The organism is Longibaculum muris (assembly GCF_004343035.1).
In the GTDB taxonomy this organism is placed as follows: Bacteria; Bacillota_I; Bacilli_A; order Erysipelotrichales; family Coprobacillaceae; genus Longibaculum; species Longibaculum muris.
Window position 1 is genome coordinate 1 of the sequence record NZ_SMCQ01000020.1, and the last position, 24,161, is coordinate 24,161.

General features: G+C 49.4%; 30 protein-coding genes. 1 reads left to right on the forward strand and 29 read right to left on the reverse strand.

Features of this window, described 5'->3' with window-relative positions:
• Positions 1-102: 102 nt before the first annotated feature.
• The 17 genes from EDD60_RS11850 to EDD60_RS11930 form a co-directional block, all read right to left on the reverse strand.
• Positions 103-1,647: a recombinase family protein gene (locus EDD60_RS11850; protein ID WP_132226427.1), complete on the reverse strand. Its 1,545-nt coding sequence runs from the start codon at positions 1,645-1,647 to the stop codon at positions 103-105.
• The gene (locus tag EDD60_RS11855) at positions 1,629-3,281 is read right to left on the reverse strand and encodes a recombinase family protein (RefSeq protein ID WP_132226428.1); all 1,653 of its coding nucleotides are present in this window, start codon (positions 3,279-3,281) and stop codon (positions 1,629-1,631) included. Before EDD60_RS11855 ends, EDD60_RS11850 begins: the two co-directional genes overlap by 19 nt.
• A complete protein-coding gene (locus EDD60_RS11860) occupies positions 3,282-4,910 on the reverse strand; it encodes a recombinase family protein (RefSeq protein ID WP_132226429.1) in 1,629 nt (542 codons plus the stop codon).
• Entirely contained in the window at positions 4,888-5,073 is a 186-nt protein-coding gene (locus EDD60_RS16215; protein ID WP_132226430.1) for a hypothetical protein, read from the reverse strand. The genes EDD60_RS11860 and EDD60_RS16215 overlap by 23 nt, the downstream gene beginning before the upstream one ends.
• Positions 5,049-5,264 (reverse strand): DUF6870 family protein, encoded by a 216-nt coding sequence (locus EDD60_RS11870; RefSeq protein WP_132226431.1) that lies wholly within the window; start codon positions 5,262-5,264, stop codon positions 5,049-5,051. Before EDD60_RS11870 ends, EDD60_RS16215 begins: the two co-directional genes overlap by 25 nt.
• 607 nt (positions 5,265-5,871) lie before the next feature.
• The gene (locus EDD60_RS16460; protein WP_243646673.1) at positions 5,872-6,603 is read right to left on the reverse strand and encodes a sigma-70 family RNA polymerase sigma factor; all 732 of its coding nucleotides are present in this window, start codon (positions 6,601-6,603) and stop codon (positions 5,872-5,874) included.
• 155 nt (positions 6,604-6,758) lie between these two features.
• The gene (locus EDD60_RS11885; protein ID WP_022745526.1) at positions 6,759-7,250 is read right to left on the reverse strand and encodes a winged helix-turn-helix domain-containing protein; all 492 of its coding nucleotides are present in this window, start codon (positions 7,248-7,250) and stop codon (positions 6,759-6,761) included.
• A 114-nt stretch (positions 7,251-7,364) separates the two neighbouring features.
• Positions 7,365-7,655, reverse strand: coding sequence for a pyridoxamine 5'-phosphate oxidase family protein (locus EDD60_RS11890; protein WP_318026109.1), 291 nt, complete (start codon positions 7,653-7,655; stop codon positions 7,365-7,367).
• Positions 7,656-7,924: 269 nt separating this feature from the next.
• Positions 7,925-8,548 (reverse strand): DUF3267 domain-containing protein, encoded by a 624-nt coding sequence (locus tag EDD60_RS11895; RefSeq protein ID WP_004055992.1) that lies wholly within the window; start codon positions 8,546-8,548, stop codon positions 7,925-7,927.
• Between the two features lie 34 nt (positions 8,549-8,582).
• Positions 8,583-8,798, reverse strand: a complete 216-nt coding sequence (locus EDD60_RS11900) for a winged helix-turn-helix domain-containing protein (protein ID WP_132226433.1) — start codon at positions 8,796-8,798, stop codon at positions 8,583-8,585.
• 25 nt (positions 8,799-8,823) lie between these two features.
• Positions 8,824-10,788, reverse strand: a complete 1,965-nt coding sequence (locus EDD60_RS11905) for an ABC transporter permease (RefSeq protein WP_004055998.1) — start codon at positions 10,786-10,788, stop codon at positions 8,824-8,826.
• The gene (locus EDD60_RS11910) at positions 10,778-11,545 is read right to left on the reverse strand and encodes an ABC transporter ATP-binding protein (RefSeq protein WP_132226434.1); all 768 of its coding nucleotides are present in this window, start codon (positions 11,543-11,545) and stop codon (positions 10,778-10,780) included. The genes EDD60_RS11905 and EDD60_RS11910 overlap by 11 nt, the downstream gene beginning before the upstream one ends.
• Positions 11,546-11,636: 91 nt before the next feature.
• Positions 11,637-11,834 carry a cysteine-rich KTR domain-containing protein gene (locus EDD60_RS11915; RefSeq protein ID WP_004056003.1) on the reverse strand — a complete coding sequence of 66 codons (198 nt, stop codon included), beginning with the start codon at positions 11,832-11,834 and terminating at the stop codon, positions 11,637-11,639.
• Entirely contained in the window at positions 11,831-11,953 is a 123-nt protein-coding gene (locus EDD60_RS16600) for a hypothetical protein (RefSeq protein ID WP_004056005.1), read from the reverse strand. Before EDD60_RS16600 ends, EDD60_RS11915 begins: the two co-directional genes overlap by 4 nt.
• Before the next feature lie 10 nt (positions 11,954-11,963).
• The gene (locus EDD60_RS11920) at positions 11,964-12,611 is read right to left on the reverse strand and encodes an ABC-2 transporter permease (protein ID WP_004056007.1); all 648 of its coding nucleotides are present in this window, start codon (positions 12,609-12,611) and stop codon (positions 11,964-11,966) included.
• Complete coding sequence (locus EDD60_RS11925; RefSeq protein WP_004056009.1) at positions 12,604-13,464, reverse strand: ABC transporter ATP-binding protein; 861 nt, start codon at positions 13,462-13,464, stop codon at positions 12,604-12,606. The genes EDD60_RS11920 and EDD60_RS11925 overlap by 8 nt, the downstream gene beginning before the upstream one ends.
• Complete coding sequence (locus EDD60_RS11930; RefSeq protein ID WP_040468957.1) at positions 13,457-13,840, reverse strand: GntR family transcriptional regulator; 384 nt, start codon at positions 13,838-13,840, stop codon at positions 13,457-13,459. The genes EDD60_RS11925 and EDD60_RS11930 overlap by 8 nt, the downstream gene beginning before the upstream one ends.
• Positions 13,841-14,045: 205 nt before the next feature.
• Here EDD60_RS11930 and EDD60_RS11935 point away from each other — a divergent pair, with 205 nt between their 5' ends.
• Positions 14,046-14,405: a helix-turn-helix domain-containing protein gene (locus tag EDD60_RS11935; RefSeq protein WP_132226435.1), complete on the forward strand. Its 360-nt coding sequence runs from the start codon at positions 14,046-14,048 to the stop codon at positions 14,403-14,405.
• 211 nt (positions 14,406-14,616) lie between these two features.
• Here EDD60_RS11935 and EDD60_RS11940 read toward each other — a convergent pair whose 3' ends face one another.
• The 12 genes from EDD60_RS11940 to EDD60_RS16605 form a co-directional block, all read right to left on the reverse strand.
• Positions 14,617-16,026: a relaxase/mobilization nuclease domain-containing protein gene (locus EDD60_RS11940; protein WP_132226436.1), complete on the reverse strand. Its 1,410-nt coding sequence runs from the start codon at positions 16,024-16,026 to the stop codon at positions 14,617-14,619.
• A gap of 33 nt (positions 16,027-16,059) precedes the next feature.
• A complete protein-coding gene (locus EDD60_RS11945; RefSeq protein ID WP_132226437.1) occupies positions 16,060-16,569 on the reverse strand; it encodes a DUF3849 domain-containing protein in 510 nt (169 codons plus the stop codon).
• An 89-nt stretch (positions 16,570-16,658) separates the two neighbouring features.
• Complete coding sequence (locus tag EDD60_RS11950; protein WP_132226438.1) at positions 16,659-16,949, reverse strand: CD1845 family protein; 291 nt, start codon at positions 16,947-16,949, stop codon at positions 16,659-16,661.
• Between the two features lie 144 nt (positions 16,950-17,093).
• Positions 17,094-17,438 (reverse strand): plasmid mobilization protein, encoded by a 345-nt coding sequence (locus EDD60_RS11955; RefSeq protein WP_016219341.1) that lies wholly within the window; start codon positions 17,436-17,438, stop codon positions 17,094-17,096.
• Entirely contained in the window at positions 17,435-18,133 is a 699-nt protein-coding gene (locus EDD60_RS11960; RefSeq protein ID WP_132226439.1) for a hypothetical protein, read from the reverse strand. Before EDD60_RS11960 ends, EDD60_RS11955 begins: the two co-directional genes overlap by 4 nt.
• A complete protein-coding gene (locus EDD60_RS11965) occupies positions 18,133-19,074 on the reverse strand; it encodes a DUF4316 domain-containing protein (protein WP_132226440.1) in 942 nt (313 codons plus the stop codon). Before EDD60_RS11965 ends, EDD60_RS11960 begins: the two co-directional genes overlap by 1 nt.
• An 11-nt stretch (positions 19,075-19,085) precedes the next feature.
• The gene (locus EDD60_RS11970; protein ID WP_004083346.1) at positions 19,086-19,724 is read right to left on the reverse strand and encodes a hypothetical protein; all 639 of its coding nucleotides are present in this window, start codon (positions 19,722-19,724) and stop codon (positions 19,086-19,088) included.
• An 11-nt stretch (positions 19,725-19,735) separates the two neighbouring features.
• The gene (locus EDD60_RS11975; protein WP_132226441.1) at positions 19,736-20,266 is read right to left on the reverse strand and encodes a hypothetical protein; all 531 of its coding nucleotides are present in this window, start codon (positions 20,264-20,266) and stop codon (positions 19,736-19,738) included.
• A gap of 134 nt (positions 20,267-20,400) precedes the next feature.
• Positions 20,401-20,778: a cysteine-rich VLP protein gene (locus EDD60_RS11980; RefSeq protein ID WP_132226442.1), complete on the reverse strand. Its 378-nt coding sequence runs from the start codon at positions 20,776-20,778 to the stop codon at positions 20,401-20,403.
• Positions 20,775-22,925 (reverse strand): DNA topoisomerase 3, encoded by a 2,151-nt coding sequence (locus EDD60_RS11985; protein WP_207905333.1) that lies wholly within the window; start codon positions 22,923-22,925, stop codon positions 20,775-20,777. Before EDD60_RS11985 ends, EDD60_RS11980 begins: the two co-directional genes overlap by 4 nt.
• A 12-nt stretch (positions 22,926-22,937) precedes the next feature.
• Positions 22,938-23,963, reverse strand: coding sequence for a DUF5688 family protein (locus tag EDD60_RS11990; protein WP_132226444.1), 1,026 nt, complete (start codon positions 23,961-23,963; stop codon positions 22,938-22,940).
• The gene (locus EDD60_RS16605) at positions 23,960-24,151 is read right to left on the reverse strand and encodes a DUF3789 domain-containing protein (protein ID WP_318026106.1); all 192 of its coding nucleotides are present in this window, start codon (positions 24,149-24,151) and stop codon (positions 23,960-23,962) included. The genes EDD60_RS11990 and EDD60_RS16605 overlap by 4 nt, the downstream gene beginning before the upstream one ends.
• Positions 24,152-24,161: the final 10 nt, after the last annotated feature.

A 24,161-nucleotide genomic window follows, 5' to 3' on the forward strand; every position in this document is an offset into this window, starting at 1 on the left:
CACCCGTATGTCAAGCCCACGACAAAAAAAATTACAACTTTTTTTGAGGATTTCCGGGCAGCCGCATAGCTGCCCGTAGCTGCTTAATACGGTACTCATGGCTCACACCTCCTTTCCCGGTTCGCTTATCCCTAAGAAATCCTGTGTCACATATTCAATCTCGATCCGGTCTCCCGGAAAGATATAGACCTTACTGATAAGCCTGTCAATCAGGGCTTGCGTCAGTGTGTCGGCGCTGCCTACTTCCTGAACGATCTCACGCTGTTTCAGCTTTGCTTCATAATCGCTCTGTATCTGCCTGGTCTGTGCGGTAATGGCGGCATGGACATTCCTTGCCTGCACCAGATCCGCATCATATACCGCCTTGCGCTCCTGGTAGGTTTCCAGGTCAACCTCTCCAAGTGCATACTGTTCATAAAGCTGCCGTTTGCTGTCCTGAATAGAGCGCATCTTTTCTTCGTGCTCGGCCTGCTGGATCGTCTGCAAATTCAGCTTATCCTTGCTGCTGTCAATCCCCAGCGCCGGACACATCTGTGCCCGGATTGTTTCAAGGACCGCCTGCTCCAGATCAGCCATTTTCACTCGCACCCCATGGCAGGGGAGGGTTTCTGCCACTTCGGAGTGACGGCAGTAAAACCACGTTCCATTTCTAAGTGACATAGCATGGTCGCAGCATCCGCAGAATACTTTCCCGCGGAGAAGGTAGTCGCGCCGTTTTTTATTCGGAAGGGAGAAACGCCTGATCGAAGAGTTGGCTTTCTCAAACAGCTCCATGCTTACGATTGCCGGGTGGTGGTCCGGTATTTTGAACCATTCGCTTTCATCCTTTAGCTTCATGCGGCGGCTGCCGATTTCCTGTACCTTACGCTTGCCGATCACATAAGTGCCGATATACCGCTGGTCCTCCAGCATCCGCAGGACCGTTGAGCTACTCCAGACGCCGTGTGTCCTGGACACATTATAATGGTCTTTCCCTTTATCCCTCCGGTATTCCCCAGGTGTATGGATATTCATGGCATACAGTTTCCGCGTGATCTCGGCAGCCGTATTGCCGTCAGCCGCCCATTCAAATATCTGCCGTACAATCCCTGCAACGTCCTCGTCCGGCTCCATGCGCCCGTCCGCGCTCTTGCGGTAGCCATAGGGACAGATAACGCTCTGGTACTCGCCCCGGCGCATTTTTGCATATTTGGCGCTTTTCGTTTTCATAGACATATCCCGGCTGTAACATTCGCTGATAAGATACTTAAAGGCAACGTCAATCCCTCCGGTATCTCCTTTGAAATTGGCGGTGTCAAAATCATCACTGACTGAGATAAACCTGGTATGGTAGAGCGGGAACACCCGCTCAATGAAATAGCCGGTCTCAATGCTGTTGCGCCCAAACCGGGAGAGGTCTTTTACGATGATACAGTCGATCTTCCCGGCCTGGACCATCGTCAAAAGCTCCTGTACCGCAGGGCGCTCAAAATTTGTACCCGTATGGCCGTTATCAACAAATTCCAGGACCTCGCCGTCATCCCATTCCGGCAGCGACATAGCCTTTTCCCGGAGGATCAGCTTTTGGTTGGGAATACTCAAACTCTCGGTCTTAAAGTCCTCCACGGACAGGCGGATATAAAGGGCGATTACATATTTTTTGTGCATGGGTCCACCGCCTTTCCCTGGAATTCACTCTTGAAACGGAAAGTTACATGGATATTCCGCTCATGGTCGATTTCGATCCGCTCAATCAGCCGGTCAATCAGTTCTGCCGTAAGCGCGTGGTCCTGCGCCAGTGACTTTGCATCCTTTTCCATTGACCGGTAGCGCACAAGCCGGCTGTCCAGGGCGTCCATATCCTTTTCCAGCGCCTCAATCTCGCCGGACAGTGTGCCGATGGATTCCTCATAAGCTGTTTTCAGTTCAAAGTATTCCTCATTTGTTAAGATACCCTGGACGAAGTTCTCATACAGGCCGCGGATTAGCCGGCGTTTCTTTTCGGTTTCCTGCCGCCTGGCCGACATCTGGGTTTTCAGCCTGTCTTTGTCCTTTTTCTGTTTTGCCTCCAACTGAAAGAGGGGGAGGGACATTCCCAGGGCAACAGACAGCTCTTTTTCCAGAATAGCTGTGACCGTGGCGATAAGCTCCGTTTCCTGCATCATCACGCCTTTACAGCTATCCTTTGCCACACGGCTGTTGGTGAGGCAGTGGAACCAGTACACGTCCGGCCCTTTCTTTCGCTCGGCACGCTGCCGGTGGAGGCTCCTGCCGCAGTCAGCACAGAATACCTTCCCCTTGAAAATGTTTGGGGTGTAGGGCCGCTTTGGGATCGCCCGGCTTTCCTCGCAGATTTGTTTCCGATATTCCTGCACCGCTGTAAAGAGCTCATAACTGATGATCGGCTCATGGGTGCATTTGGCAATAATCAGGTTGTCCTCCCCTGCCTTAACCTGCTGATGGTCCACAATCTTTGTTTTTCCCTGCACCAGATCGCCGGTGTAGACCTCGCTTTCCAGAATCTTCATTACGGTGCGTGTCTGCCATTTCCCGCTCCCGATCAGGCTGGGGCTGGTGATCTCTCCGGTGGATTTTTTATAGTGGCTGGGCGCTGTGATCCCCATTTCATTCAAGTTGCGGACGATACGGTTCAGCGCCACATGCTCATGCGCCCACTCAAAAATCTGCCTCACAACAGGGGCGGTATCTTCATCAATCAGCAGTTTATGGCAGTTGTCCGGGTCTTTGCGGTATCCGTATGGCGCCCGTGCGCCGATATAATCGCCGTCTTTCATGGCCTGCCTTGCCTGGGCCTTGATCTTCCTGCCAATGTCCAGCGCGTAAGCCTCGTTTATCATATTTTTCAGGGGAAGCATAATGCCGCTGTGGAGGCTGCCGGGGTCTGCCGTGTCAAACTGGTCCGTGACCGCAATAAAACGGACGTTGTGGGTATGGAAATACTGTTCGATATAATAACCGGTATCAATGGAATTCCGCCCCAACCGGGAGAGGTCCTTGACAATCACACAGTCAATATGGCCCGCCTCAATATCGGAAAGCATCTGTTGGAAACCGGGGCGGTGGAAGTTTGTACCCGTCGCTCCATTGTCGATATAGGTATCATAGACAACGAAATCCGGTTTGTCCGCAAGGAAATCATTCAGCACCAGCTTTTGGTTTTCTACGGAGCAGCCCCGCTTTTTATTATCCTCCACAGAAAGACGGATATAGAGCGCCACATACACATATAAGGACGGCGCCGGCATGGGAGCCGCCGTCTGTTTCCTGCTCTTTCTTGCCATTTAGCCCACCTTCCTTTCTTTGCCCTGTACGGCAATCTGTTCCGCCAGGGAGACCGCCTTTTGGTATTCATCCTGGTAATTAAATTCAATGTGCAGCTCGTCTTTCCCCATTACCCGTATGCTGCGGATAAGCTGCATGACCGCCCTCCGGTCAATTTCCTCCATCGTGGAGAATTGCATAAAGTGGTTGATCCAGCGGTTCCGCTCGCTGCGGTTCTCCAGTACGTCCGTCAGCTTTTCGTTCCACTCGGCAACCGCTTTCTGCAGCAGTTCAATATCCGCATTGTATTTCCGCTTATAGGAGAGGAATTCTTCTTTGGTGAGAATCCCGCTCACCAGGTTTTCATAGAGTTTTGCCTTGAAACCCTCAACCTGCGCCATACGTTTCTCATTTGCTTTGATCTGCCCGGCGTATTCCAGGGCCAGTTCCCGGTTGATCCGCTCCTGGCTGATACTGGACAGCAGCGCATCAAGGGAAGCCACATTTTCAATATGCCCTTTCAGGCTACCTTGCACACACTCGATCAGGTCGGACTCTTTCAGCATGACGGAAGATTTACACCCGTTCTTTTTGCCGGTAGGACAATAATAGTAGTGGTATTCCTTATCCTTATAGCGGTTGGTCTTGCGCGTCATACGGCAGCCGCAGCAGCCGCAGATCAAAATGCCGGAGAACAGGTAGACTTTATCCGATTTTGGGGAGGTTCTGGTATCAATCCTGCGGAGGCGCTGTACCAGGTCAAAATCATGTTTCTGGATGATCGCCTCATGGGTACCCTCTACACGGACCCATTCAGAGGAAGGTCTGTCCTCACGCTCTTTCAGCTTGAAGTGGGGCGTGGTCTGTTTTCCCTGTACCAGCGTTCCGGTATAGGTTTCATCCTGCAAAATGCGGATGATCGTTGTGGCAGACCATTTACAATCTTTACGGTCCGTATAGCCGCCTTTGGCGTGGGGCATCCCATGGTTGCGCTTATAAGCCAGCGGTGAGAGAATGCCCATGCGGTTCAGTTCGTCCGCAATATGGGAAGCGCTGAACCCCTCCAGCCGCTTTCTGAAAATATCCCGCACTACATTGGCAGCGTACCCGTCAACCTCCAGGCTCTTGTGTTTGTCGCCAGCTTTGATATAGCCGTAGATGGTAAAGGCTCCTACAAAATCCCCGCTGCGCCGCTTCACTTCCAAGGCGCTCCGGGTCTTGACGGAAATGTCCCGGCTGTATGCCTCGTTCATAATGTTTTTTACCGATACGGTAAGGTCATCGGCAGCGTCATTCTCCGTGTCCACGTTATCATTGATGGCGATAAAGCGGACGCCGTAGGCCGGAAATACCCGGCGCATATAGCGGCCGGTCTCTATGTATTCACGACCCAGGCGGGAGAGGTCTTTGACGATCACACAGTTGGCCTCGCCCTGCTCGATCATCCGCATCATTTCCTGAAATGCCGGGCGGTCAAAGAGGACCCCGCTGTAACCGTCGTCAATCTTTTCTGCCACGACTTCAATCTCCGGGTGCCGGGCAATATAATCATCAATCAGCCGCCGCTGGTTGGCGACGCTGTCGCTTTCCACCGTCTTATCATCGGTATAAGAAAGACGGATGTACTTAATGGCTTTGTAAACCTGCATAAAAAAACACTCCTTTCATTGCGCAGAAAAATCCCCGCAATCCAAGAAGTGTGGCTGTGCCGTATTCAATTCCTTTTCCAGTTCTTATTGTACCACGCCCCTGCGGGAAAGTCAGCCCTTTTCCTAAAATAATCCGGCTCACCGTAAGATTCCCTTGATACATTCCTCCAGGGTAGCGCCGCCTGCGGCAAAGCTGGCCTGTACGGTGAACCGCCCGCATTTGAAGCGGTAAGGGTCTTTGATCTGCTGAACAAATTCGGCAATCCGTTCCTCACGGGAAAGCTCCTTATCAACGGCAACCTCCCGGATGTCCACCAGTGCGTCGGTTCTGCCGGTAACAACCGTATTCTCCATAATACCAACTCCTTCCTGAAAATTTCTGGCTATCGAAACCACATGAATAAGTCGGGCCTGCGCTCTTACAGTCACAGACCCGGCCCATTGTATCTGATTTCGATCAGCTGCCGTATTTGCCACGCTCCCCCGGCAAGCCCTGGCTTTCCAGGGCGGGGCTGTTACAGGCTGCGGATAGCGTCACCGCATCATAGCCCCGCATACGCCGCCGCTTTGCCAGAGCAAGCAAACGCCGCAGGAACTCTCCCCAAGTCTTTAGCGAGCCGTGAAGAAGTACCATTGTGATCTGCGTCGTTGTCGCGCCCGGCCTGCCACAGCCGGTTTCGTGGGTAGCGTTTACCGCTCGGACAGCCTGGATTCATCACCTCCTTAGGCTGCCTGTCACCGCGCCGCCCCATCTGCCGCTCGGAACACAGAATGAAGTACCTGTAACAGCGTGTATTCGGTTGTCAAGGAGCAAGCGAGGGGCGTGGCAGTTATGACAGTTTTTCAGTTGGGGCGGGCCGGAGCATGTGCTGTACGGCCACACCCGCCAGGCTTGTCCTGCCGGATAAATATGTCCCTCTATTATTCATTTCATTTTTGAGGGTTATTTTCGGGGGCAGGATTAAATTTCTTCCAGAATTTTTTTCAGGCGTCGGAGTCCGCGCTGGATTCCTTCATGCACGGAGCTTACCGCCGAGTGTTCGCTTTTGGCAATTTCGGAAAGGCTCATTCCCAACAGATAGTGCGAGCATATCCGGTTCCGCTGCTTTTCAGGCAACAGGGTAATGGCCCGGTACAGCCGCCCATGTTCTTCCTCATGGATCAGAATATCTTCCGGCGCAAGCACGACCACAAGGGCATCACGTTCAACATTCTTGTCATAGTCCAGAGAAAAATATGCCTTATGCCGGTATGTACGCAGGAAATGGGCTGCCTCGCTTAATTTATATTCCCGGAGCAGGTCGGCCACCTCGTCCGGCACTTCAACAATATTATCTTTCGTATAGAACGGGTAATAGTCCCGCAGATTGATTTCTTTCATGTGTAATTCCTCCGATTTCGATTTTTTTAGTTGATAGGCAAAATCGAAATCAGAGGGTGGGGAGCGACACCCCGGACTATCACCTGCAACAGAGGCAGCAGGAAAGTTTGTCTGTTTTGTAGATAAGAAAAGAGCGCGTACCCGTTTTGTTACAGGCGCGCGCTTAATGGAACATTTTGCTGATTGCTGGGAGAAAAAATAAAAATATGTCGATACAAAAAGTGCCGCAGCTTTTTGAACTGCGGCACTAAAATATATTTGGCTATTTTTTTGTCGTTTCCTGTGAAAATATAGGACTTTTCTAATGTGCATGTCTGCCCCCATATCTGGGGGAGTATAAATGGATTTGTCACTATACTTTGATATATCCCCCAACCTGTTACATGGGGGATATTATACAGGGGCATATTCGCTTTTTATCGCCAGCCTTTCCCGGTAATGTCCTAAAAATGCCATAAATTTATCTGTCATATTCCAGCATCAAATTTATAACCGACGCCTCGCACACTGATAACATATTCAGGTGCTTCAGGTGCAATTTGAAGTTTCTGGCGAAGGCGGCTCAACAGATTATGGATTGTTTTTGGAGTAACGTCAATATATTCTTCGCCCCAAACATGGTAAGCTATGGTCTCAAAGGTCAATACCCGTTTCTTGTTGACAATCAGTAAGTGGAGTGCATCGAATTCTTTAGCTGTTAATTCTATCTCCTGACTGCCGACACACACCGTTCTTTCTTCCAGGCAAAAATACAGATCACCTTCCCGGATTTCCAATAATGGTTGAACTGAACCATTCTGGAAACCGTGACATTTAGAAACAGTACATAGGAAAATATCGGGAAAATCACTCAGATTTTCTCTATTAAGAATATACTGCAATAAATCTTTCTGCTGCTCTGTATCAAGCAAAGCAAACAATTTTTCTCCAATTTGTCTGCCGGATTCAGATATATCCAATACGGCTAATTTCCCATGTCACCACCTCCTTCAAATCAACTTTATTTCAAGATTTTTACCATTATTTTGAATCTTCAATAAAATACATAATTCTCCGTATCAGCTCTGGAATATTTATACCTCAAAATCCTCTGATTTGAAATTACAATAATATCTTCCCTTAGTCGCTGTAAATTTTAATACGCAATAGTCAGGGTCAGTCACTCCTTCTTTATAATACGCAGTATCGCCATCTTGCCAAATTCGCTCTTTTGCCTCTGCGGTTTCCAGCACTTCCATTGTTCCAATCAGACTAATACCGCGGAAGAAGCGTTTATCAATAAAATAAACGCTTGCTTTGCTGTTCTTCTTGAAATACTTTACTTTATTTGAAGACGTATTCGTCGAAAACCAAATTGTCTTAATTCCGTTTCTTTATCTAGGTTTTAGCATTGCCTTTGTAATTGGATAACCGTTATCATCTACATAGGCGATAAAACTTGTACTTGCCTTATCAATAATTTTTCCGATAGTTTCTTCTGGATTTCTCATCATAATAAATTTCCTCCTAAACTGTGATTTTTCAGTATGCCAAACTGTGATTGCGCACCTATTCATCGGCTCTGCGTCTATGCGTCTGGCTCTGTGATAATGTTTTGTTCTCCCCTATAAACACCGATTTATAGTATTCGTTCCTATTTCTCAAAAACAACAAAACCACATTCGTAAGGATGGGCGCAATACAAACTTTCTCGCTTATCAGTTAATATACTTCTCAGTATAAGTTGAAAATCTCCGCCACCTGATAAAATCATGTATTCTGCCGCAAAAAACAGCAGTAACTGATTTGTCATCACCGCAGCCGCTGCACCCCCACCTCCTAAAACCAATGTAGGCATAGCAGTTCCTAACAGATATTGCCACTTTTTCAACGGTTCGAAGCAAGTGCAATATGGAGATAAAGTACTCCAAACGATTCCGAAATCAATCGCATGAAAATGATTTTTTGCAAAAATCGCCCAAGTAATTCCATGTATTAGCTCATGCACGATAATCAGGCATAGAATAAGCAGAGGCAACGCCACAGCATATCCCCAGGAAATACCATCTAAATTAAAACCATTCACATTATTGTAGAGCCAAAATGTTAAAGCCATAAACGGAAACATGACTAAAAGAGCAAAATACTTTGCTTTTTGTGTATTGATAACCACATTCTTCATTTTATATCCTTTTTGTTGCATTTCAGAGCTTATTTTTTCAAAGCAATCTTTACGTTTCAGTTCTTTTTCTGTTAATTTTCTTTTATCGTCAGCCATAGATAATTCCTCCAAATTTGAATTTAACGCTTTTTTAGTTCGGCAATAGCACCATAATGTAAAATATCAAATGTTGTAGTTCTCGAAATGCTTTCCTAACAGTTTCCGGGCTACTTCCAGCTTCTTTTGCCAGCTCGGTGTAAGAAGGCATTTTATCTCCTGTTCTATATTTGCCGTGTAAAATGCGAAAGAAAATCTCATTTGCAAGGCGTTGATACAATTTTTCGCTAACATCAATATCCCAGCTCATACAATAACGTTCCTTTCAACAATCTCTATCTTATTTTGGGCCGAAGAATTACCTTTTTGAACAGGAACATTGTTGCTCCAAAATAGGTTAGGTAAATAGCACAGAATAACAGAATTGTCACCATGCCATAGAACAACACAAGTCCTTCCTGCAAAAACGATTTCCCGAAAAGGAGCTGTGTTCCTGCAATCAGGAAAACGGTAAGTATGATGGGGAATAGCAAGGGGATAAAAAACACAGTGGAAAGTTCCTTGCGTATCAAGGCAACCTGTTTCTGACTTGATACGCCCAGCCGATCAATCACCGCATAATTTTTCCGGTTTTTGTCTATAGAAGAAAGCTGTTCAAAAGCCAGAACCGAGCAGGAAAGAATGATAAAAATAATACTCAAATACAGCCCGCAGAAGGAGAGAGTTGTAAATCCGGTCAGTGAATTGGCAACACCCCACGCTTTTACTGTTATCCCCATTGTCATTTTCTCCGGTAGTTCCTGTCCGGGTTGGATGTCTGGCAACCATTCTCCACTGTTCAAAAACTGTCTTAGTTCGCTTCTAAGTTCCGGGTATCCACCATCCGCCAGTTTCATCACCAAGCGAATTTTCTCCCCGGGTAGCTGTGAAGCTACTTTATCCGGCAGGACAAGCACATATCCATTTGTTCCTGCCATTTGATACTGCTCCATTGGTTCAGTCAGGATCGGCGTTTCCGCTGCGGTCAAGGTCTGACCATTCAATGTGATTTTAGATTGTTGTTCCAATCTCTGCTGAATGTCATCCACATAATTCCATGTATCACAGTGAACTAAAAATTCGTTATTGCTTATGGAAACAGACGAAAAACCTAAAATATCTCGCAGGTGATTATAGTCTGACAAAGATAAGGCTTCAATGGATTTACCGGGAACTGTATATAAGTAATAGGTTGCACTGTCCTCCACCTTGCAGCGTTTCTCCACAAAGGAACGAACAGTATCCATACTATTTTTTGTCAAGGGCGCGTCAATGGCTACACCGGCGTCATAGGGATAATACGCCTCCATATTGGCCTTATAGCCTGCGCCCATTGTCAATCCTATAAACATCGTTGTAAGAGAAATCGTCAACAAGATTGTCACAACAGCCATAGTACGCCCGGAAGATTGAATACGACTGCCAATCTGCCCCAAGAAAAACAGATTTTCCTCTCGATATTTTCGTTGAGGGTTTCGTTTGGCAAGCAGGTACAGCAAAACCGGGATTTTTCGGTGTAACTCATAAACAGCTACAAGAATTAGCAGACAGGCCCCGCCACAATACAACAATGCTTCATTAGTCTGGATGTGAAGTCCTTTTTCCAGCAGAATTACACCTGCTACCATAACGGCAATCGAGAGTAAGCCAGTTAGAACACTCCGAAGCAAAGATTGAAAACCGATTTCCTCATTTTTTTGGTTATCGTAAAGCAAATCAATCACTTTTTGCCGCCGGATAACACTTGCTGCACGAAACATTCCAAATCCATACATCAGGGTGAAAAAGAAAAGTGTCATTCCCCATGCGCGGAAAGAAAACAAAACTCGATAAGTGTGCGGAACCTCGAAAATATTCTGGATAACCTGGTTCAATAACCCGGATAAGCCGGTTCCGACCAAAGCGCCCAGCAAAAAAGCACCCCCGCCAATTATGCCGTTTTCCACCAAAAACAGATTGCGAATAGTTTTCACTTCCATGCCCATCAGCTCATAGGCAGCAAATTCCTTTTTGCGCTGGCCCAGCATGAAGCGAACAGCATATCCAATGACAAACGAGGACATAAAGGCAATTAGTACCGACAGTATCAAAATGCCAGTGGTAAGCATTGACATATTTTCTGTCATGGCAAGAATGTCCGGGGAAAGTCCCAGCGCCAAGAAAGAATACATCAATGCCGCAGTCAGCGTAAGCGTCACAAAGTAGATGATATAATCCCGAAGGCTCCTGCGAATATTCCGAAATGCAAGTTTAGCATACATCACTCACGCCCCCTCCCGTCATGGTGAGGACATCCAGAATTTTTTCAAAGAAAGTCCTGCGGGAATTGTTGCCTTTGAAAATCTCCGTAAAAATTGTACCGTCACGCAAAAAAAGAATACGGTTTGCGTAACTTGCGGAAAAAGCATCGTGTGTTACCATTAAAATTGTCGCTCCAAGCGTTTCATTGATGCTTTGGATAGCAGAAAGTAGCATTTGGGATGAATGGCTGTCCAGAGCGCCCGTAGGTTCATCTGCCAAAATCAGTTTGGGTTGATTGATGATTGCCCTGGCGCAAGCACATCGTTGCTTCTGACCGCCAGACACCTGATAGGGATATTTGTCAAGAATATCCGTGATGTTCAGATTTCCGGCCATTTCTCGTACCCTACCATCAATATCACCTGCGGGAACCCTATTGATTGTCAATGCCAAAGCAATATTCTCGCTAATGGTCAGAGTATCCAGCAGGTTAAAGTCCTGAAACACAAATCCAAGGTTCTCCCGGCGAAACTGGGCAATCTGCTTTTCAGTGATTTCAGTCACATCGGTTCCATTCAGATAGATATGCCCTGCGCTAACCATATCAATGGTGGAAATGCAGTTGAGCAGAGTGGTCTTGCCAGAACCGGATGCCCCCATAATCCCCACAAATTCCCCTTCCTGAACAGAAAAGCTAATATCCTGAATTGCTTTTGTGACATTACCTTTACTGCCGTAATATTTTTGGATATGTTCCAGTTTCAAAACTTCACTCATATAGGCAGACCTCCTTCATCATTTTTAATAGCTTGATAGCGGCACCCCCATTCAAAAGAGCTGATAACCACAAGGAATTAGACCTTGTGTGTTATCGGCTCTGCGGCTGTGCGTCTGGCGCTTTGATAACGAATATATGGAATTGTTCAACATCAATTAGACATTCGCTTTTACATTTTGGACAAAAGAGAGGAAAATTTTTCAGAATAGTATCTTCTCTAACTTTGTCGCGCGTTTTATTCCCACAGATCGGGCAACGGATAAACTCTGTTTTCTCCACACCCATCATTTTTCATCCCGGTTTTTATCCTGTTTCTTTTTTTCCTCTCGATATTTACGAATAAGTTTATTCCGAACAGGAACGCCGACACCAATCAGAAGCACTACTGCTAAAATCGTGAAATCCATACTATCCACCTCACATTTCTTTATTTTTCATAATCTGGACAGAGAACCAGATCGACACAGCATACATAACAACCACCAGCGCAATCGCAAGAGTGAGAAGCAGCACAGGTGAACTGGCAATCGCGTTGATAATGGGGTTATCAGCAGGCAGTTTAGGAAGAAGAAACAAAGTCACTAAAAATCCTGCAACCGGAATATACATAAACACCCGGCCTTTGATAGAGCCAAATTTGTAATATCCGGGAATTTGAAATACCGTGTAAAGGGCAAACAAGAACAGGCCGCCAATGGCCGCGCTGATAATGCCAAACGGTTCAACGGTTTCTCCCAATGCCTGTAATACAATCGGCTGTGTGATAAGGGACACCACCAAAGCGATAACTCCAAGCACAATAACAAAAAGATACCGTCCCATTACCATTTCACTTTTCTTTACAGGCAAAATACCATACAGGCGTTCCATGCTATTTTTTTCTGTGACGGAGAAGGTATAGCCGGTTGTCATGGCGATAAAGCACATGGCGAAAGAAACTCCTGTCAATATAGAGCGGTTGATTGCTGCAAAAGCGATGGGGAGAAGCATAGTAAACCCAATCACTTTGACATACGGTTTTACAAGGGAAAAATCCAGTCTTGTAGCTTTCAATATATTACTCATAATCCTCACCTTTCTTGCTTGTAAACACAACGATTTCGTCAATGGTAGCCGGTTCAATGTCCAATGCTGTAAATGAGCCAATTTCCTCGGTTTTTACCAGAGCTTCAAAGCCAGTCGGGAAAGTACGAACGCCAACCGCCTTCGCTTGTAGATCAGCGGAAAGTTCATCTATACCACCCTTAACAATGCGGAACATATCAACAAATTCATCCTTGCTGCCGGTGAAAAAAAGTTCCCCATAGCTGATGTATGTGATATAATCAGCAGCTCGTTCCAAATCGCCAGTAATATGGGTGGAAAATAAAACGCTGTGTTCTCCGTCCTCAATGTATTCCGAGAGGATCTGAAGCAATTCATCTCTGGAAACTGGATCAAGGCCGCTGGTAGGTTCATCCAAAATCAGCAGCTTTGCGTCATAGGAGAACGCACAAGCCAGCATCAACTTCATCTGCATCCCCTTTGAAAGTTCTTTGACCTTTTTGGTCGGAGCGATATGAAATTTCCGTAGCATTTCACTAAAACGCTCCGAGTTCCAGTTGGGATAGAAAACAGAGATGGATTTTTCTACCTCAGAAACTTTCCAATCATCACTGAAATAGTTGGTATCAAACACAACGCCAAGTTCTGCTTTTGCCTTCTGTTCGTCAGCGATATTGTCCAACCCCATGATTTTGATTTCTCCGCCGTTGCGTTTGAGCATATTCAGAATGAGTTTAATTGTAGTTGTTTTGCCGGAACCGTTCGGCCCGATCAGCCCCATGATATATCCTTTGGGGAGCGTAAAAGTAATGTTGTGAAGCTGAAAACTGTCGAAAGATTTTGACAGATTTTTTACTTCCAAATAATTAGTCATCTGTATTCGCCTCCAATAAAATATCTAAAAGATGATGTAGTTCCTCATTAGATAGGTTAGCAATTTTTGCTGCTTTTATAGCTTCTGTTAAGCCATTTTCCACTTTGCAAATTAGTTGTTCCTTCATAAGTTCGGAACCGCTACCAAGTACAAAACAACCGCGGCCCTGAACATTCTTGACAAACCCTTCCTGTTCCAGTTCCGTATAGGCCCTTGTAACTGTCAGAACACTGATTTTTAAGTCCTTTGCCAGAGTTCGGAGAGAAGGCAAGGCTTCTTCCTCTTTTAGTTCTCCCGACAAGATAGCGGCTTTGACCTGCCGTTTAATTTGCTCGTAAATGGGTACACCCGATACATTTGAAATAATTAGCTTCAATCCTTCCTCACCCCCTCCCGTTTCAACTGTTATGGTTTTATGTATAACAGTATAACACATAAGTCTCTGAATAGCAAGAGCCATATAAACTTATATTCTTTGCGCTATACGCACAAACGATGAAATAAAATAGCCCATAACATCAAATTGCATTACATTCTCATAATTCAACCCGAAATGTACAATGATATAGGGTGATATGAGAATGAACCAAGATGAAAGAAGGTTTGACTTTCATGGGCTCTGTCTGGCACTGAAACAGGCCAGAGAGGAAAAGGGCTGGACGCAAGCCTATGTGGCGGAGCTGGTCGGCAAGACAGACCGCACCATTATGAATATTGAGAACAAAGGCCAACACCCCAGCTTCAACCTGTTTTTTAAGCTCGTCACACTGTTCGATATATCCGTAGACCAGTTTTTCTATACGGAGGGCAACCGTGGCGGGAACAGTTGCCGGAAACACATTGATGTACTTTTAGACTCCATGAACGAAAAAGAGCTTGTTGTCATGGAGGCTACAGCCGAAGGGCTCAAGAAAGCCAGAGAAACGGAGGTTCAAGAGTAAGAGCCTCTGTTTTTTTGCGCCATTTTCGGGGGTGTCGCTAAATGGCAAGCAATGCAATCTTCCGTAAGATTGCGTATTTTGGCAGGAATCCCTTTCCGGTATTCCTGCCAAAATGCTTGTTGGTGACATATCCCCAAACCCCTGAGATCATCACCTGCGGTGATGGCTGCGCGTTCCGTTGGAACGCTGAAAAACAAAATCAGGAAGAAACTTATTGCCGTGACTTCTGCGTGTCCCTCTGCGGTTCCCGCCCGGTAGGAATATCCAGCAAATGCTCCACATTCGCCCGGACATTATGGAGCTCCTTCATATCAGCCCTGGCCTGCTTGTAAGAAGAATAGGCTTTCCGTTTCTGTTCCAGGAGCCCGGCGTATTCTTCCCGCAGAGATTTAACGGAGGGCAGCTTTGTGATCCCCAATCCGTCAAAGTGTTTCTTCGCCGCCTGGTGCAGCAGGATTTCCGTCTCATGCGCCGCACGGAATTTTTTGCTGTACCCGGCTTTCCGGTATTCCACATAGACTGTCCGTGTTTTGGCATAATTGACGATCTGTTTCTGCAGCTCCCCGTTGGCGGCCATCTGCGATTCCAGCTCCTTGATCTGTACCGACAGCGCATTAAAATTAGCAGTAGCAATATCTGATTTTTTCTGCAAATCCTCATAGTTCATATCGCCATGCTCTTTGAGCCAGATCACCGCCTGGGAGAGCTGTTTTAAGTTGAACACCTTCGCCCAGCGTTCATATCCCGGACCTTTGCCGGAACGGATTGCCGCCTCAATATCCACCAGAAGCCCGACTTTGGAAACCGGCCTTTGGGGAGAAATACGGCGCGGCTTTGCCGTCCGTGTGCCGGCAATCCGTTCTTTGATGGCCTGCTCGGTATAGTCGCCTTTCAGTGTGTCACACCGGGTATATCTATCATCAGGTGACAGGCGAAAACGAAGGTGCTTTCGCTCCCGGTTGACTTCAATCCCAGCCGCCTCCAGCTTTTTCAAAAGTTCTTCAAAGTCCTTCGGCTTTTCTTCCAGGGCTGCGTCGATTGCCTGTCGCAGCTGTTCCTGGTGGGAAGGCTGTTTCTGACTTCCCATCCATGTGCCGTAATGCTCCCGGCTGGGTTTCGGATTCTCCACAATGGAAAGCCCATGCTCCAGGCACAGCTTGTCATTCATGCGCCGGATCGCCCATGTAGAGCCCCAGAAGTTGCGGAATTTTTTCTGGCAGTCCAGCGTGGTAGAATTTATGATGATGTGGTTATGGACATGGTGTTTATCCACATGGGTACAGACAACAAAAGCATGGTTTCCCTTCGTCAGTTTCAATGCCAGCTCCCGGCCGATCTGGTTCGCTTCTTCCGGCGTGACCTCGCCGGGTTTGAACGCCTGCCGGAGATGGTAGGCAATCACATCATCCGCGCCCCGGTTTCTTCCGGTCAGGTTCGCATACTGGCGCTTGGATAAAAGGAACTCCGCATCAGCGGTCTGGGTGTCGCACTCATGGCCATAAATGAATTTCCCAAAATCGGTTTTCTGCGGATTCTTTACATAGTCAATGATGTCCGCTATGGCCGTGGAAATATCCCGGCCTTTCCCAACATGCAGCGGCATGAGCCGAGTGGTTGCCATATCTGTCACCCCCTTAATCCAATATTGGCCCTGTTACCGCTCCGGCTCCTTTTTTGCTTTCGTCCTGTCACTGTGCGCCTGCTGCCCGGCATTTTTATTCAGGCTGTCACGCACGGACGGTTTCTGCTCCTGGGCCGGCACACACTCCCGTCTGGCCTGGGAGAGAAACAGGTCGGTAAGTCCGGGATTGCAGCGGTCCACAACAAAGTAAACACTCCGGTCATATCCGAAACCGTCCTTATCCTCACAGACCGGAACCATCTGCGCCCATGCTTTGTTGTCCCGTGAAATGCGCCCGTCGTAATCTTTCTGCCGGACCGTGTTGGCAAGGACATAAAAAATCCGGCCATAATCAAACTGCTGTAATACCTGCTGCACACATGCCGGGCCTAAACGGTTATCCCGGTAGTTGTCCGCAATGGCCTGTTCGATTGCCTCCCTGCACGCAATGTTTGCTTTGTGGGAAGCGTGGTACTGATCCAGTTCCCCATGCTCATGCGCATAGGTGGCAGAATGAAAATAAATTGGCGTTGTATCTTTCAATGAAATCCCTCCAATCAAAAAGCTGCCGTAACAGACAGCCATAATTATAGAAAAAGGGCGGGGCTGCCAATGCGCCCCGCCGAAACTGTTTAACCAAATATAAAATCTTTCAGGGCGCCATTTACGCCGCCGATCATGCCGACCAGCCAGGCCGCCGCCATCGGCAGGCCGTATGGGCTGATAAGGAACGCGATCACCAGCCAGGACATTCCCGGCCAGAACCCGGCAGCGAAGAACAGCGCCAGCGCTGCCAGAAGAACAATCCCTGACAGAATCCCCAGCACAGCGCCGGAAATCACAACAAGAAATTTGCAGAACAAATAAAGAATCCCTGTAACTATTACAAAGGGAAGTGCCAGCAGTTTGCCAATCAGACGCATACGTGCGCCTCCTTTCCTAATCCCATGTCCGATTTTTCAGGACATCCAGGTATGCCCGAAGGGTATTTCAAAGAGAAGCATATTTACCCCTCCAGTAAAATTTTACCGTGCCGGCCTGCGGAAAGCAACGGCGGTTCTTCCTGTTTACGAAATGTTCGCAAATCCCCGCAGCAGCTTATCCATGCCGTCCCACAGGCTGTCCAGGCGGGTGCGCAGATCGTCCACGTCGGCAGAATAAACACTTCCGGTCTCATTGGCGCGTCTGGCATACTGGTTCAGGTTATTGGAGCAGATACGAAGGAGCCGTATCATTTCCTGGATGTCGCTCATATCCAGATGGATAATATAACCGTCAACCGCCATCTTGCGCAGATATGCGGACAGGTTGGTAATGCCGAGCTCCGCCATGCGTTCCCTTACCAGCTCCGCATCCTGCTCGGACATGACGAACTCTGTGCGGACGGATTTTTTATTATGCCCGCCCTTCATCGTTCCGGCTCCTTTTTCGGGGCAGGCGGTTTATGGGTGGGGGCGGTTGTCCGGGACTCTTTGAGCCTTCCGCGCAAGGTATTCTTTTTCAGGCCGTCAATATATTCTTTTATATTGCCATTTGTGGCATGGCAGGAGCGTTTGAGCCGTTCCCGTCTCAGGATTACGGCAAGCTCCCGCTCGTCCTTTGGCAGATCGGTCATCGACTTTGGGCTCCCATGTACCGGCATCAGCTCATTCATAAGCTGTCTCCGATCCTGATAAGGAAGCGTGATACTGGCTCCGTCCTCAAACACAACGGCCACTTTACCAATGGGGCAGGTCAGCAACTTTACCCGTTCCACATGAGCCCCATATTCAAGCGGGTATATATCGCCGACCACTTTTCCGTCTTGCACGTCTTTGATCGAGAGGGCATAGGCAAGAACCGGGTCTTTTGTCTGTTCATGGTAAAACTTCCACACATTATTTGCATGGCTGCCCTCCAGATAGACCTCCCATTCCCGCAGGGTATAGGTGCCGCACGGCCTCGACATCCAGAGAAGCCGCCGGTCCTCCGGTTCTCCCGATAGAGCCAGCTTTGGGATCAGCTCTTTATCCATATCAAAATCATCCTTGTAGTGTTGCGTGTGCAGCTCCATGATCTGCCCCAGGCTGTCCAGTATATCCACGCCCTCAAATCTTACCGCGCCCATCAGCGTTCCCTCTCTGCCATCAACGGCGCTGCCTGTTTTGCTTCATGCTCCGAACGTTCCGCCTTCAGCCGTTCCATCAGGGAAGGTTTCTCCGGCGTTTCCTCCAGCAGCGTCTCCGGGGCAAGCTCCCGGATTTCCTCGTAAGTCTGCCCGTCCGTCAGGTCGGGGCGCTCCGGCGGTTCGTTGTTGAGGCGTCCGTCCAGCATATTGTAATTGCCGGTCTGTCCTTCCTCGTAAAGCTCCGCATTACGCAGATAGCTCTCCGGCGCCTGGAAGGGCTGTCCGGCAAACATGATCTCCCTATGGGGCGTAAACTGTGAGAGCACGCCGTCCCGGAGCCTTGCAAATTCTTCATACTGGCCCAGGGTAAGGCCGCGCTCCAGCATTTCCGCCTGGGTATGCGCCCAGCCCTCCCCATAGAGAAAATAGTACATATCCGGCTGGTCGCAGACAAAGCACAGGGAGCCGTCCTGGTTGTCATAATAAGATGCCTGCATATCCTGATAGTGGCAGCGTTCCTCACGTCCCAGGTACACCCGGTTATCTGCGCCCAGCATGGCGACCATGCCCGCATAGTTGCTGTGGACCGCAGAGCGGATTCCCACCAATGGGTCCGCCTCCGGCATGATCTGCCTGCCGGGAATCTCATTGCGCTTTTCCGCTGCGTCATTTCTCGGCGCCACTTCCTCATGGGCGCGGGCATCCAAATCCGGCTGTGCCGCACGTTTTTTAATTGCGCCCGGTTCCGGCTCTTTTTCCTCCACATAGTAGCGGACATTCGCCGTGGCATGGCGGCCGGCTTCGTCCGCATAATCCTGGGCGGCTTTTTCAGAATCAAATTCCAGAGGCTTTCCGTCCTCTTTGCACCAGCCCTCCGCACGTCCAAAAATGGAAGAGCCGCTGCGGACCGCCCACACGCCGTATACTTTTTCTTTTCCCATCCTGACCCTCCTTACCGTTCCTGCTGTTTCGGCGTTTTCTGCTTTTTGTCCGGTTCCGCCGTCTTTGTTTCTTTTATCTGCTGCCGGACCGAGGCCCTGTGCTCCGGCTCCCTTTCGGAATCCGTGATATTGACATACTCGCCGATGATGTTCAGCGCCTCATGGTAGCTGCCGGAAGCAAACACCCGGTCCGACATTTCTTTTGCCTGGTCCGCCATATCATTCCTGCGGAGGGTGCGGGCCGCAATCCCTACCAGGTTGAAAACATTCCCGTCCTGGCCGATCAACGCGCAGTCCGGTTTCTCCGGCTCCGGCGAAGGCTCACTGATAAAGCCGCCCAGACGGTTCGGTACAAAATCGGATAGCCAGGTACCCCCGAAATCCGCATGGGTCTGTAACCGCCAGATGGCAAGTTTCCCGATGTCCAGCTTTACATCCTCGAAAGGGTAGAGCAGGCAGGTAAGCTCCCCATACTGGAAAGCTGAAACGTCCTCAAATTTACTGCCGTCCTTCAAAATGCCCGCCTCGGTGAACATATCATTGATCCCGTCCACCCATTCCTTCAAATCCCCGCCGCAGCCCTGCAGGATCAGGCCGTCTTTGCCCTCCATGCCCCGCAGGTCATCAGTTGTGATCGTGTTGATATTCATAAAACCGCCTCCTATCGTTCCTGTTGATGGTTGGTTTTCTGCCGGGTGGCTTTAGCCTCCGGCTGTTTTTTTAGCTGCTTACGGACGGAAGGCTTTACTGCTGGCTGCCACATATCCGTTAAAATGGCAGAGGCCGGCTGTTCCCATTCCTTCCCGAATCCACGGATCACAGTCCCGTACATGATCCCGTTATCCGCAAACATTTTCAAAGTGTCAAAGGCCCGGTCAAATAATTCTATATTCCTTGCATCCACGCTGGGCGCAAAATGGATCACTCCTACAGGGTAATCCCCTCCGGTACCGACCCAGCCCCGGACAAATGCATCATAACCCTTTGTAATGCCGGCAGCCGCAAGCTCACCGGCATGGCTGGAATCCAACAGACTTGTCACTGCATACTGCCGGCCTAAGACCAGCAGCCCTGTGTCCGGGTTATACATGAAGCGCCGGTTGTCAATCTGCTGTATGTCAATGGCCTGCGTCCATGTGTCGATCCGCATAATTTCCGGTACAATCGGTATTTTTACTTTTTCGATAAACATCCCTCCCGATTTTTCCGTCTGTCCGCAACTTAGGGCTGCTTCAGGGCGCCGGAGTATTCTTATTCAGCCGCCCCTTAAACCGGGTTCCGAAATCCTTGAAAATCAAGCCTCTTTTTGGTTAAGTTGCGGACATATTACACCTGGTTCTGCCTGATCCGGCGCTTGCGTTCCCGCTCGGATTTCCGTCTGGCAAAGGCGCGGCAGGAATCCGAACAATATGCCTGGCTGGTGGTGGGAAGATACGCCCTGCCGCAGACCGGGCAGGTTTTCTGTTTCAGGGAAGTGTCCTCGCCCGTAAGGGCAGATTCCAGAGCCGGGTCCGTCGGCAGCACCGCCTCCCGAAAGTAGCGGCAGAAAGAGCCGGTCCACCATTTATGCAGCATATAACAGGGGCAGTCCAAAGGGCGGCAGAGCTTATCCTGGCTGTCATAATTGGCGCACAGCTCCGTCACCTGCCTTCGGACCGCCGCCCGTTCCTGCCTGGTTAATTCCCGTGAGGGCGGCCCGCTCATTTCCCCCTGCCTTTCTTCGCCGGGAATTCCAGCCTGAAATTTACATATTTTCCACCCGTGTCATCCAGCAGCACCACCGCGTCATATGTCTTTCCGGTCTTTCCGCTGTAAAGCCCGGACATGGAAACGCGGCCCTCTTTCAGAAGGGCCGCCGCAACAGGCTTTGTTATGGTTTTTTTCTTGCCGGAAAAGAACTTATTGTCTTTCCACAGCGCAAAGGAGCAGTCCCGGTTATCGCAGAAGAACCCTTTTTTGCCCTCATACACGGAAGTACCGCAGCGGGGGCAGGTACCGACAGCTTCACGCCCATTTCTTTTTGCGTCCGGGAACAGGCCCGAAAAACGTTCCTCCGGGGCATGGTGTTCCTTTACCAGCGCACGGCTCATATCCGCGATCTGCCCCATAAAAGTATCTGCGGCCAGCTCGCCGCGTTCCACCTGCTTTAACATGGATTCCCATTCCGCCGTCAGGACAGGAGATTTGATGTTATCCGGCAGCACCAGGATCAGGTTTCTGCCTTTCTCCGTGGGGATAAGCTGTTTCTTCCTGCGCTCCACAAAACCGGCAGATACCAGTTTCTCCAGTATGGCGGCACGGGTGGCCGGGGTGCCTAACCCCTTGCGCTCGGCGTCCTCCGGCATGTCCCCGGTACCGGCGGTCTCCATTGCCGCCAGAAGGGAATCCTCCGTATAGTGCTTCGGCGGGGATGTCTTGCCTTCCCGGACGCCAGCAGACACCTTTTCAAAGGTCTGGCCCTCCTGCAGCGGCGGCAGGGCAGCATCTTCACTTTCTTTTTCTTCCGTCTTAGACTGTTTCAGGCCCATGCGGTGAAGGCGTTCCACTTCCTTCCATCCTGTCTGCAGCACGGCTTTTCCCTTTGCCGTGAAGGAATGGCCCCGGCAGTCCAGAACCGCCGTTACCGCCTCAAACCGGTGGACCTGGGCCGTGGCAGAAAGGAGCCTTGCGGCGATCAGCGTCAGTACATCCCGCTCCCCGGAAGGAAGCTCCGATAAATCCGTCCGGGCAATCTCCACCGTAGGGATAATCGCGTGATGGTCGGTGACTTTGCTGCCATCCGTCACGCGGCCAATATCCGGTTCCCCGGCGCATCCCTTCCCAAAGGGCGTATTGCCCCGCAGCCAGAGGACCAGGGAAGCGGCGGTTGCCTGCATATCCTCCGTCAGATACTGGCTGTCCGTCCGGGGATAGGTCGCCAGTTTTTTCTCATAAAGCGACTGCACATAGTCAAGGGTCTGCTGAGCCGTATAACCATAAATGCGGTTACATTCCCGCTGTAAGGTTGTCAGATCGTACAGGCGGGGCGGCTGTACCGTCTTGGCCTGCTTTTCCACGGACAGCACCGAAGCGGCCTGCCCGTCACTTTCCATACGGATTTTTTCAGCCCCCGCCTTATCCGGCAGCTTTTCGCCGGAGGCAGTAAAGCCGCCGCAGGTGATTTCCGGCACATAAAAGGGTCTGCTTGTAAATGCCTGAATATCCGCCTCCCGCCGTACCAAAAGCGCCAGCGTTGGCGACATTACCCGCCCCACATTCAGCGTCGTGCCATACAGGACGGAGAAAAGCCGGGTGGCGTTAATGCCGATCAGCCAGTCAGCCCCGGCCCGGCAGACCGCCGCGTCATAGAGCTTATCGTAGTCGCTGCCAGGACGCAGGTGTTCAAAGCCGTCCCGGATTGCCGCATCCTCCATACTGGAAATCCAGAGGCGTTCCATTGGTTTGCTGCATCCGGCATATTGATAGACAAGGCGGAAGATCAGCTCGCCCTCACGTCCGGCGTCGGTACCACACACCACAGAATCCACCCGTTTGTCTTTCATCAGCCGGCACAGAAGGTCAAGCTGCTTTTTCTTATCCTTCGGCACTCCGTATTTCCATTCTTCCGGCAGGATCGGCAGATCGCCATAACGCCATCTGGCATACTGTTCCCCGTAAGCCTCCGGCTGCGCAAGCTCCAGAAGGTGCCCCACGCACCAGCTTACCAGATAGCCGCCGCCCTCCATGTAGCCGTCTTTTTTCTCATTTGCGCCCAGGACCGCCGCCAGCGATATGGCGACGGAGGGCTTTTCCGCAATTACTAACTTCAATTCCTGTAAACCTCCATTTCTTTGAAATAGAAAAGCCAGCATGGCAGCCGCCCTTTATAAGCCCGGTTCCTGCCGGGTTTTCTGACTTTCTCTGGGTTCCTTTGCCTCCTTTTCCCGGATCTTTGCTTTATTTGCGGAAAGCCGCTCCAAAAGCCCTTTTTCCTGTTTCCGCCCCAGGGTTTTCGCTGTCCGGTCATAATACTGCACCTTATCGGAGAGCAAATCCTCCGGCGCCACTTGGGAAGCATTCACTTCTTTTACCATATCCTCCAGTTCCTTTGCCTGCATATTCCCGTTATCCGGCACAATCAGGACTTCATGGATGGATGATGGAAGGACGTAAAAATCGGAACCGACCAGATCCCCGATTTTATCCAGTACGCCATCCCGCGCCAGGACCCCGGCGCCATCCAATCTGCTCTGGTTCGTCAGGACATACATAGGCACAGCGCCAGTTTCTATCGGTTCCGGTTGGTTAAACAGATTCGTAGGTTTAGCAGAAAACATAATCTCTGACATCACATCATCCATCGTATATAAGCAGACAGGGCTCCTGGCACTTTCTGCTGTAACTGCGTCATGGTGAAGCTGCTCCGGCGTAATCCCCCAAAGTCCCAGCATGTCATTTGTAATTATAGCCGAAGCTGTCCCTTCGCTGCCCTCCATGACCTGAATCCGGTAAGATGCCGCCAGTTCCCCACATGCAGTACAGGGTTTATCTTTCAGATATTCCTGATTCTTTTCCGGGTCGCACAGACGGATAGCAAGCAGCGGCCTGGCTGTTTCATAATCCTCCAATCCCTTCACGTCAATAGGAAGCTCCAAACTGCTCTCCATTTTTATCTGTGCGAGTTCTTTCATTATATCCTCCATCGGACGGCCTTTTCCAAACTGTTCCCCATAGTGCTCCAGATAAATGGTTGGCGTAACCGTTTCATCATCCCTTCGGATGATGAGCCCGGTAAGGGTCCGGTCATTCCCTTTTGTGACTTCTTTTAAGGAAATATCTGCATCCTGGTAGTCCGCCGGCAGATATTCCCGTATATGGTTTTTGATATATTCTGCAAATTCCTGGTTCATTCATTTCCCTCCCGTTTCCTGTTTTCTGGCCATTCATCTTCCTGCTTTCCGGCCTGTAAAAGACACATCAGCACGATGCCGGCAGACATTCCTCCGGTGAATGTAAGAAAGTGTGTAATCATGCTCCACATAAAAATCCTCCTAAAATTGGGTAAAGAAAAACGCCCACCGGAAAGTGAGCGTATCATCAAGTATCAG